This is a genomic window from Asticcacaulis sp., from assembly GCF_020217185.1.
In the GTDB taxonomy this organism is placed as follows: Bacteria; Pseudomonadota; Alphaproteobacteria; order Caulobacterales; family Caulobacteraceae; genus Asticcacaulis.
In genome coordinates, this window is record NZ_JAIWNX010000066.1 from 1 (window position 1) to 10,000 (window position 10,000).

Annotated in this window: 11 protein-coding genes; 3 read left to right on the plus strand and 8 right to left on the minus strand. The window is 61.0% G+C overall.

Annotated elements, in window-relative coordinates; translation table 11 throughout:
- A partial coding sequence (locus LDL37_RS03175; RefSeq protein ID WP_290794250.1) for a polyprenyl synthetase family protein occupies positions 1-712 on the minus strand: 712 nt, incomplete at its 3' end.
- A 180-nt stretch (positions 713-892) separates the two neighbouring features.
- Between LDL37_RS03175 and LDL37_RS03180 the strand changes: the two genes are divergently transcribed.
- Complete coding sequence (locus tag LDL37_RS03180; protein ID WP_290794253.1) at positions 893-1,627, plus strand: methyltransferase; 735 nt, start codon at positions 893-895, stop codon at positions 1,625-1,627.
- Here LDL37_RS03180 and LDL37_RS03185 read toward each other — a convergent pair whose 3' ends face one another.
- From LDL37_RS03185 to LDL37_RS03210, 6 genes are all read right to left on the minus strand, one after another.
- A complete protein-coding gene (locus LDL37_RS03185; protein WP_290794224.1) occupies positions 1,628-1,993 on the minus strand; it encodes a DUF5615 family PIN-like protein in 366 nt (121 codons plus the stop codon).
- Positions 1,990-2,220, minus strand: a complete 231-nt coding sequence (locus LDL37_RS03190; protein WP_290794227.1) for a DUF433 domain-containing protein — start codon at positions 2,218-2,220, stop codon at positions 1,990-1,992. The genes LDL37_RS03185 and LDL37_RS03190 overlap by 4 nt, the downstream gene beginning before the upstream one ends.
- Positions 2,221-2,333: 113 nt before the next feature.
- The gene (gene clpB, locus LDL37_RS03195) at positions 2,334-4,913 is read right to left on the minus strand and encodes an ATP-dependent chaperone ClpB (RefSeq protein ID WP_290794230.1); all 2,580 of its coding nucleotides are present in this window, start codon (positions 4,911-4,913) and stop codon (positions 2,334-2,336) included.
- 129 nt (positions 4,914-5,042) lie between these two features.
- On the minus strand, positions 5,043-5,390 hold the full coding sequence (locus LDL37_RS03200) for a cupin domain-containing protein (protein WP_290794233.1): 348 nt from the start codon (positions 5,388-5,390) through the stop codon (positions 5,043-5,045).
- Positions 5,391-5,464: 74 nt separating this feature from the next.
- Positions 5,465-5,986, minus strand: coding sequence for a translation initiation factor IF-3 (gene infC / locus LDL37_RS03205; RefSeq protein WP_013479112.1), 522 nt, complete (start codon positions 5,984-5,986; stop codon positions 5,465-5,467).
- A gap of 152 nt (positions 5,987-6,138) precedes the next feature.
- Positions 6,139-7,257, minus strand: coding sequence for a glycosyltransferase family 4 protein (locus tag LDL37_RS03210; protein ID WP_290794256.1), 1,119 nt, complete (start codon positions 7,255-7,257; stop codon positions 6,139-6,141).
- 85 nt (positions 7,258-7,342) lie between these two features.
- Here LDL37_RS03210 and LDL37_RS03215 point away from each other — a divergent pair, with 85 nt between their 5' ends.
- Positions 7,343-8,107: an alpha/beta fold hydrolase gene (locus LDL37_RS03215; RefSeq protein ID WP_290794243.1), complete on the plus strand. Its 765-nt coding sequence runs from the start codon at positions 7,343-7,345 to the stop codon at positions 8,105-8,107.
- On the opposite strand, the gene LDL37_RS03220 is transcribed toward LDL37_RS03215, so the two are convergent.
- Positions 8,090-8,926 (minus strand): N-acetylmuramoyl-L-alanine amidase, encoded by an 837-nt coding sequence (locus LDL37_RS03220; protein ID WP_290794245.1) that lies wholly within the window; start codon positions 8,924-8,926, stop codon positions 8,090-8,092. The genes LDL37_RS03215 and LDL37_RS03220 overlap by 18 nt on opposite strands.
- A gap of 154 nt (positions 8,927-9,080) precedes the next feature.
- Here LDL37_RS03220 and LDL37_RS03225 point away from each other — a divergent pair.
- A partial coding sequence (locus tag LDL37_RS03225) for a gamma-glutamyltransferase (protein ID WP_290794248.1) occupies positions 9,081-10,000 on the plus strand: 920 nt, incomplete at its 3' end.

Below are 10,000 nucleotides of genomic sequence, written 5' to 3' on the forward strand. Positions count from 1 at the left end.
GGCTCTGGGCCGTGCCGCCGTAGTCGAGCGCATCATCCTGAATCTGAAAGGCCAGACCGAGGTTCAGACCATAGTCGCGCAAGGCCTGCTGACGGGCCGGGGAGGCCCCCGCCGCCACGGCACCGCTTTCCGACGCTGCGGCAAACAAAGCCGCCGTCTTGGCCGAGATGATGTCGATATAGGTCTCTTCGGTCAGATTGACGTCATAGGCCTTCATCAGTTGCAGGACTTCGCCTTCGGCGATGACCCCCGATGCCTTGGACAGGATGCCCAGCGCCTGAAGCGAGTCGGTTTCGACCATCAGCTCAAAGGCCCGCGCAAACAGAAAATCCCCGACCAGCACCGAAGACGGCGCGCCCCAAATCAGATGCGCCGCCACCTTGCCCCGGCGCAACTGGCTGGAGTCAACCACGTCGTCGTGCAGAAGGGTAGCCGTGTGGATAAACTCGACGGCCGCCGACAGCTTTTGGTGGTGAACATTGGTCGTCCCGGCCAGACGCGCCGCCGCCACACACAGCAGCGGACGCAACCGTTTGCCGCCAGCGCTGATCAGGTGTTCGGCCAGGGCCGGAATCACCGCGACATCACTTTGCATACGCTCGGTGATGATGGCGTTGACCGCCGCCATGTCGTCGGCGCACAGGCGCACCAGCGCCTCGACATCCGCCTTACCCGCCGTCTCAGCAGGGGCGGATTTGTGCGTTTTCTCGATATTGGCCGTATCCAAAACCCACTACTCCGGCACACTTGGAAAGTGTTAAACCCCTTAAACTTCCTTTACGGCTTAGTCCATGCCCCGCGCGGTGAGTTTGTGCTATATCCCGATAAAATTGCTACAGTCCCGGATACACACCCCTTGCCAGAGACCGCCTTCTCCCCCCCTGCCGATGCGATGCCGACCACCCTGCTGGGGGGACGGGTGCGGCTGTGGCAACCGGCGAAGGGCTATCGAATCGGTATGGACGGCGCCCTGCTGGCGGCGGGCGCGGCGGGTATTCTGGCTGAGCGCGCCGAAAGAGCCGTGAGCGCTTTAGAACTGGGCTGCGGTGTTGGGGGCGTCATCTTGTCGCTGGGCGCGCGCTGCCCGCAGGTGCGCGCCGTGGGCATCGAGCGTGACGCGGCGACCTTTGCCCTGACCCAGGTCAATCTGGCGCAGGCGGGCGGTGACCATCGTGTGATTCACGGCGATATTGGTACCGGCTATCGCGCTTTTGATCTGCCGCGCTTTGACCTTGTCCTGAGCAATCCGCCCTATTTCGACGACCCGGAAACGCTGCGCGCCCCGCATGAGTTAAAGCGCCCGGCGTGGATCGCCGATGACGGGCTTCAGGCGTGGCTCGACTTCGCGCAGGCCGCCGTTGTCGATGGGGGTGAGATTGTGTTCATCCACCGCGCCGACCGGCTTGCGGATATCTTAAGCGGCCTACCAAAATGCGGTTCGTTTGTTATCCGCCCCATCCAGCCCTTTGCCGATAAGGAGGCCAAGCGCGTACTGGTGCGCGCCAAACGGCTGGGCAAGGCCCCGTTGCGCCTCCTGCCGCCGCTGATCCTACACGACGAAGGCGAACGAAAACACACACCAGAGGTCGAGGCGATCCTGCGCGGCGAGGCGGAATTGGGGTGGTGATCAAATCAATGGCAGGAGCCGCAATCTGGATTTTTGCGTGTCAATCGTGAGAAGCGCGCCGGCCTTTAAATCTGTTTGCATTTGATGGATAGCCGCAACCACGACCTCACCAATGGCCTCCGGGCTGACATTGTCCGCGCGTATCTGAACAACACTGGGGCGACTACCGCGTGTCGTCGCTAATATGGCGCTGAAATCAAGGTCATGCGTAAGCACAATCATATCGTGGGCTATCGCATAGACCATTAGCTCATCATCTGGGGCATTCATTTCCCCTAATGACGACCAATGGCTGGCCGTCCAACCTGCCTCAATCAACTTCGCCACCCAACGCGGCGTCAGGTTCATGTCGATAAGGAAGTTCATGCGCGGATCAGGTCGATCTCACGCTCCTCGGATCGCCATGCTGCATATAGCAAGGCTTCCATTATATCTTCGCGTTCCAGATAAGGATAATCGGCGAGGACATCCTCAACAGAACGGCCTGACCCCATCTGCGCCACGATCATACCAACGGTTACCCGCAAACCTCTGATGCAGGCCTTACCGCCCATAACATCTGGGCGAAATGTAATGCGTGGCAAGGTGGGCATAATGTACTCCTGTTCTGCAAACTATATCAAAACCGGACAAAAATATAGCCCCACCGCGTGAACCGCGGCGGGGCTTTCTGCTCCAAATAACGGGTGCAGGGGCGAGCCCCTGCTCAGTTCACCGTCGGCTTGCCGATCACCAGATGATCGCCGTCAAAGCTGACGCTGATCACGTCACCATCGGCGAACTCACCCACAAGGATGCGTTTGGCGATGGCATCGACCAGTTGCTTCTGGATCACCCGCTTCAAAGGCCTTGCGCCATAGGCCGGTTCGTAGCCCAGTTCGGCCAGATGGTTGAGCGCTGCGTCGTCGATGGCGAGGGTCATCTGACGATCCTTCAGCAGCTTTTCCAGACCCTTGAGCTGGATACGCACGATATTGCCCATCTGCGCCCGGCCGAGGCGGTGGAAGAGGATGGTTTCGTCGATGCGGTTGAGGAATTCCGGCCGGAAGTGGCGCTTGACCTCATCCATGACCAGACCACGCACCATCTCCACATCCTGACCGTCCTCCATATTGACGAGATACTGCGACCCCAGATTGGAGGTCATGACGATCAGGGTGTTGCGGAAATCGACCACACGCCCCTGCCCGTCGGTCAGCCGACCGTCGTCCAACACCTGAAGCAGGACGTTGAACACGTCCGGATGCGCCTTTTCGACTTCGTCAAACAGCACGACCTGATAGGGCCGACGGCGCACGGCTTCGGTCAGCGCCCCACCCTCGTCATAGCCGACATAGCCCGGAGGCGCGCCGATCATGCGTGAAACCGCGTGCTTTTCCATATATTCGGACATGTCGAGGCGCGTGATGGCGGTCTCATCATCAAACAGGAATTCGGCCAAAGCCTTGTTAAGCTCGGTCTTGCCGACCCCCGTCGGCCCCAGGAACAGGAAGGAGCCGATCGGACGGTTGGGGTCTTTGAGCCCCGCCCGCGCCCGGCGCACGGCATCGGACACGGCCTCAAGGGCCTCATCCTGACCGACAACCCGCTTGCGCAGTTCGTCCTCCATGCGCAGCAGCTTGTCGCGCTCGCCTTCCAGCATCTTGTCCACCGGAATACCGGTCCAGCGCGACACCACCTGAGCTATCTGCGCCGAATCGACGACTTCCGGAGTCAGCGGCGCCTCTTCCGACTTGGTTTCGGCCTCGGCGACCCATTTTTCCAATTGCGGAATCTGGCCATAGAGGATTTCCGACGCCCGTTGCAGGTCGCCCGAACGCTGCGCCGACTGAAGCTCGATACGCGCGCGGTCCAGCGCTTCGCGGGCGCGTGAGGCAGCCCCGACCTTGTCCTTTTCCGACTGCCAGCGGGCGGTCAGTTGCGCCGACTTGTCCTCCAGATCGCCCAGCTCCTCATTGAGCTTTTCCAGGCGCGTTTTTGAGCCCTGATCGCTTTCCTTCTGCAAGGCCTCGCGCTCGATCTTGAGCTGGACGATGCGGCGGTCCAGTTCATCCAGTTCTTCCGGCTTGGAATCGACGGCCATGCGCACGCGCGAACCGGCCTCGTCGATCAGGTCGATGGCCTTGTCCGGCAGGAAGCGATCGGCAATGTAGCGGTTCGACAGGGTAGCCGCCGCCACGATGGCGCTGTCGGAAATCTTGACGCCGTGGTGGACCTCGTACTTTTCCTTCAGACCGCGCAGGATCGAGATGGTGTCTTCGACCGTCGGTTCCTGCACAAAGACCGGCTGAAAGCGCCGGGCCAGAGCCGGGTCCTTTTCGACGTGCTTCTGGTATTCATCAAGCGTCGTGGCACCCACGCAATGCAGTTCACCGCGCGCCAGAGCGGGCTTGAGCAGGTTCGAAGCGTCCATCGCGCCGTCCGACTTTCCCGCACCGACTAGGGTGTGCATTTCGTCGATAAACAGCACGATCTGGCCTTCGGCCTGCGTGACTTCGTTGAGCACAGCCTTCAGCCGCTCCTCGAACTCACCGCGGTACTTGGCCCCGGCGATCAGCGCGCCCATGTCGAGCGACAAAAGCTTCTTGTCTTTCAGTGACTCCGGCACGTCACCATTGACGATGCGTTGCGCCAACCCTTCGACAATGGCCGTCTTACCCACGCCGGGCTCACCGATCAGGACGGGGTTGTTTTTGGTGCGGCGGGCCAGCACCTGAATGGTGCGACGTATTTCCTCGTCGCGACCAATGACCGGGTCGATCTTGCCATCCAGCGCGGCTTGCGTGAGGTCACGCGCATATTTGTTGAGCGCGTCGAACCCGGCCTCGGCATTGGCGGAGTTGGCGGGCTTACCCTTGCGAAACTCCTTTTGCGCGTCTTTAAGGGCTCCCAGCGATGTGCCGGCCGCCTTGAGCAGGGCCGCCCCGTCGCTGTTGTTCAGCGCGGCGACCAGCAGACGGTCAGCCGTGACGAAGGCATCGCCCGCCTTATTGGCGTCGTTTTCCGCTTCGGTGAAGGCCTTGGCGGTATCATTGTGCATGTAAAGCTGTTGCGTGCCACCGGTGACGGACGGCAGTTTATTCAGCGTCGTATCGACCGCACCGACAAAGGCTTCCGGGCGTCCACCTGCGCGCTCGATCAAAGGCCGCGCCACGGACTCGCGGTCCTCGGTCAGTGCCTTAAGCAGATGCAGGGGGGTGAAATACTGATGGTTGCGGCTTTGAGCAATGGCCTGCGCGCTTTGGATAAGTTTCTGAGTTTTCTCAGAGTATTTTTCGATATTCATCGTTTGGCTTCCCCTTTAGAGGCGGATGGGTGTGATCGGCCCTTCGACGGAAGCAACCGCTCATGCTCTCCGATATGGTGTGATCTTCGCGCCACACAAGGGGGATTCACAGGGGAATTATTGTCGCAGCTAAAGCCGGATCACATAGGTCTTCAACGTGGTCTCGACCACCTCCCACACGCCGGTGAAGCCCGGCGGGATGACGAAGCGCGTCCCAGCCTCCAGCCGCAGCGGGGCCTTGCCGTCCTCGTGCAGGATCGAGACGCCTTCGAGGATTTCGCAATATTCCCATTCGTCATAGACGACGCGCCACGCGCCCGGCGTCGCCTGCCAGAAGCCGGCATATGTCTTTTCATCCTCAGAGGTGTCGAGGTTCCACGTCAGAAAGCGCGGATCACCGGACACAACGCGCTCTGCAGCTGGCGCGCCGGTTTCAGGCTCAGGCAGGGCATTACGATCGAACAGAATCAAAGACACGCACACCTCCGAAACAAAACCGGCCCCGATTAAACATCGGAGCCGGTTTCAATTCCATCGAATAAGCCGAAAGCCTACTTCGGGGCCAAAATCATGATCATCTGGCGGCCTTCCATCTTGGGCTCATATTCCACCTTGGTGGTCGCCTCGAAGTCGGCCTTGACCTGATTGAGCAGCTTCATACCCAGTTCCGGGTGGGCCATTTCGCGGCCACGGAAGCGCAGCGTCACCTTGACCTTATCGCCTTCTTCGAAGAAGCGCGTCATGGCCTTGGCCTTCACCTCATAATCGTGCTTGTCAATATTGGGGCGAAGCTTGATTTCCTTGATTTCGACGACCTTCTGCTTCTTGCGGGCTTCGGCCTTCTTCTTCTGCTCCTGGAAGCGGTACTTGCCGTAGTCGAGAATCTTGCAGACGGGGGGATCGGCGGTCGGGGAGACTTCGACCAGATCAAGACCGGCTTCCTCGGCGGCTTCGAGCGCGGCGGAAGTCGGCATAATGCCCTGTTTCTCACCGTTCTGGTCGATCAAAAGGACGCGCGGAACCTTGATGTCCTGATTGATACGGGGGCCGTCTTTCGCGGGCGGAGCTTGCATTGGGCGACGAATAGGGATGTCTCCATGGACTGTTTAAACGGACCGGACTCACCTGTCCGGGATCGGGGCCTAATTATAGGAAGGGCCTAGGGGTGATCAATCCCCTTTATGGCGCACAAGGGGTTAATTTTTCAGCCCGTTGTCCCCTCGCCTCATGTAAGCAGAGAGCGGTAGATATCAAGGGTTGCCGCGCACATGGTTTCCAGGCTGAAACGCTCATGCACCCGCGCCCGACCGGCGGCCCCCATGACGGCGCGCGCCGGGGCGGAGGTCAGGGCCGCCACGCGCATGGCGTCGGCCCAGGCCGTGACATCGCCGGGCGTCACCAGCCAGCCACTCACCGCGTCCTCGACCGTTTCCGCCGTCGCGCCGTGTTTAGCCGCCAGCACCGGGCGGCCCATAGCCTGCGGCTCGACCGCCGTGCGCCCGAAGGCCTCCGGTTCCAGCGACGGCGCCAGCGCGAAATCGCACAAGCTGTAGGCGGCGGGCATGTCGGAACAGTGCCCCACGATCTTTACCTGTACCTCAAGTCCGAGACCAGCGGCCAGCGCGCGCAATTCTTGTGTATAGTCGCTGCGCCCCTGATCGTCGCCGGCAAGGATCAGTTGCACATCGCTGCGCTCCAGCCCCTTCAACGCCTCTATGACGAGCGTCTGCCCCTTCCAGCGCGTGAGGCGTCCGGCCAGCAGAAAGCGCGTGCGGCCATCACCACGGTCAATACCCCAGCCTTGCGCCAGCTTATCCTTGCGCGCCTCATCCACCGCACCCGGATCAAACTTTCTGAGGTCCACACCGCGCGGCACGGCGATAACCTTTGCCGGGTCGAGGTCGTATTCGCGCAGCACGTGGTCGCGCGTATAGTCGGAATTGGCGATTACCACGTCCGCCGTGGTCATGCGCCCGTTGTACCAGCGCTTGAACGCCGACCCGGCCTTGTAGATACCGTGATAGGTGGTGACGGTCTTCACGCCTTCGGCCTTCGCGGCGGGCAGCACCGACAGCGCCGGGGCGCGCGAACGCACATGCACGATGTCCGGCTTCTCTTTGCGGATCAGCGCCCGCAGCGCGTAGTAGTTCTTGAACTGCACATAGGGGTTTTTGGAATGCACGGGCAGGAGCACAACCACCGCGCCGATCTGTTTCAGATAGCCCTCAAGCCGTCCACCCTTTGAGACCACTATGGCCCGCCCCCCGGCCTCGATCACCGCGCGCGCCACATCCACCACGGTCTGTTCCACGCCGCCGGTATCCAGCTCCGGCACGACCTGCATCACGGTATAGGGGAAGGATAAAGGAGAGGATATTGGGGGCATAAGCGCTTGTTCGAGAGGCTCCGGGCAATTAAGGCTTATGCGCATGAGCACCGAGCCAAATCAAGACAGCACGCAGTTTCTCAACGACTCCCTCGCCTACCGCCACGTCAGAGGCGAAGGGCCAACGGTCCTGTGGCTGGGCGGCTTTAAATCGGACATGACCGGTTCAAAAGCCGAAGCGCTGGCGCAGACAGCGCGCACCGAAGGCTGGGATTTCCTGCGATTTGACTATGCCGCGCACGGCGAAAGCCCCGGTCGCTGGGAAGACGCCCGCGTCGGCCAGTGGCGGCAGAATGTGCATGACGTTGTCGATCACCTGACCGCCGGACCTCTGCTGATCATCGGCTCCAGCATGGGCGGCTGGATGGCGTCGTTGCTGATGCGCGACCGTCCGGAACGGGTGAAGGCCGCCGTCCTGATCGCTCCCGCCCCCGATTTTACCACCGAACTCATGCTGCCGTCCCTGTCGCCCGAAGACCGGCGGTCGCTGGAGATTTCCGGTTTTTTTCATCTGCGCGGCTACGACTACGACGTGCCCATGTCGCAGGCCTTTTTCGATGAGGCACTCGACCACCGGATGCTGGATCAGCCACTTGTCTTCGACGGCCCGGTGCGCATCCTGCACGGCCTTGCAGACGAAGTGGTCCCGTGGCCGCACGGCCTGAGACTGGCGCAGCACATATCGTCAAATGACGTGACGCTGGAACTGATCAAGGGGGGTGATCACCGCCTGTCCAGCCCGGCCGATCTGCGGCGGCTGGTCGATACGGTGCGGGGGTTGCGCAAAGGTTTACTTAACCCACTGTGAATGTACCCAGCCTGTCAGATCATCGTTGCCGTTGGCGTCCACGACGGCGACCTGCCACCAAAGACCATCACTGGCCAACAGGCGTAGAGCCTGCCCGTTCGGCAAGAGCGCCAGTCGCTGGTGGTCAATACCGGGACCGACGCGCAGCGAAAGTCCATTTTGGGCCGTCACCTCGTAAAGAGGTGCCTGTGTTGTATGGCGACCAAAAATCCTGGCTCGAAAGCGGTTCATGTCAAACGCCGGGCCGGGGTCCTGCTTGCGGCCGGGGGCAATATCTTCATGCCCCAGAACATGGTCTTCGCTAATACCGTAATGAGCAACGATGGCACTGGCGGCCAGACACACCGCCTGCCATTGCGCTTCATCATAAATTTCCCAGCCATGGGATTTCGTCACATCGAAATTCTTATGTCGGGCGACCAGCACACGGCTGTCTGGGACAGGGGTGCCCGTGTAACTTGTCCAGTTACCCGGCGCGCCTCTTAACAAACCCCAATTGACGATTTCGATACCGACCGAACAGCTATTGAGGCCGGTTACAGTCCCATAGCTGGATTTTCCGGCGTGCCAAGCCACCTGATTGAACGGCACCATCTGGGTAATGTCGCCTGTGTGCCCGATGACCAGATGCGCTGACGCCTTGGCGTCCGGTCGGCGGAACCAGCTCACAGCCCCATCCGATGTCCCCCCTGCCGTGTAATGAATGATCAAAAACTGCGGCGCACCCGTTTCCAGCACGCCCCCCACATTCGGTGACGCCACGAAGGGCACAGAAGCCCCGCCATCTCCGAGCAGGCGATGATTGGTATTGATTCGCATGAAAGTCTCCTCCCTCCCGACAAGACAGCAACAGCATAGGCACAGAATGGGAAAAATACAATCATGAGGCGTATTTTTCTTCGATTCAAGACAATGCTTATTGCCAGTTCATGAATTCCGGCCCCAGATGCTCATCGCCACAAGGAGTTTGCCCATGCACCGCCGATCCTTCTTTGCCGCCCTGCCCGCCCTCGCCGCCAGTCCGGCTCTGGCGCTGGCCCCACTGCACGGCGGCGACCGCATCACCGGAGCCAAATTCGCCGGGCGTTCGACCGTCTGGGGCACGCAAGGGGCCGCCGCCACGGCACACCCGCTGGCCAGCCTGATTGGCATAGATATCCTGCGTCAGGGCGGATCGGCCATCGACGCCGCCATCGCCATCAATGCGGCGCTCGGCTTCCTTGAGCCTATTGCCTGCGGCATAGGCGGGGATGCCTATGTGATGCTGTGGGACCCGGCACAGAAGACGGTGGTGGGCTTTAACGGATCGGGCCGCTCGCCCAAGGGCATGAGCCTCGACTATGTCCGCTCAAAAGCCAAGAACGGCCACATCCCGTCGTGGGGCAGCGTGTCGGTCTCCGTGCCTGGCGCGGTGGACACCTGGGGGCAGATGCACGCCCGCTATGGCAAGCTGAAATTCGCCGATGTGCTGGCGCCGGCCATCGCCCTGTGTGAACGCGGTATGCCGGTGGCCCAGACCATCGCCTTTTATCTCAACGCCAGCTACCGGCGCTTTACCAACCCCGACGCGGGCATTGAGGAGGTGCAGAACTTCCTGAAGGTTTACGCGCCGAACGGGCGCACCCCGCGCGAAGGCGAAATCTTCAGCAACCCGGACCTTGGCCGCACCTATCGCTATATTGCCGAAAACGGCGCACGCAGCTTCTATGAGGGGCAGATCGCCGACACCATCGACGCCTATTTCCGTCGCATCGGCGGGCACCTGCGCAAATCAGACCTGATGGCGCATCACGGTGAAGACACGACACCGCTGAAAACCACCTATCGCGGCGTAGAGGTGCTGGGGCTGGGGGCCAATACGCAGGGCCTGTCCACGCTTCAGATGATGAACAT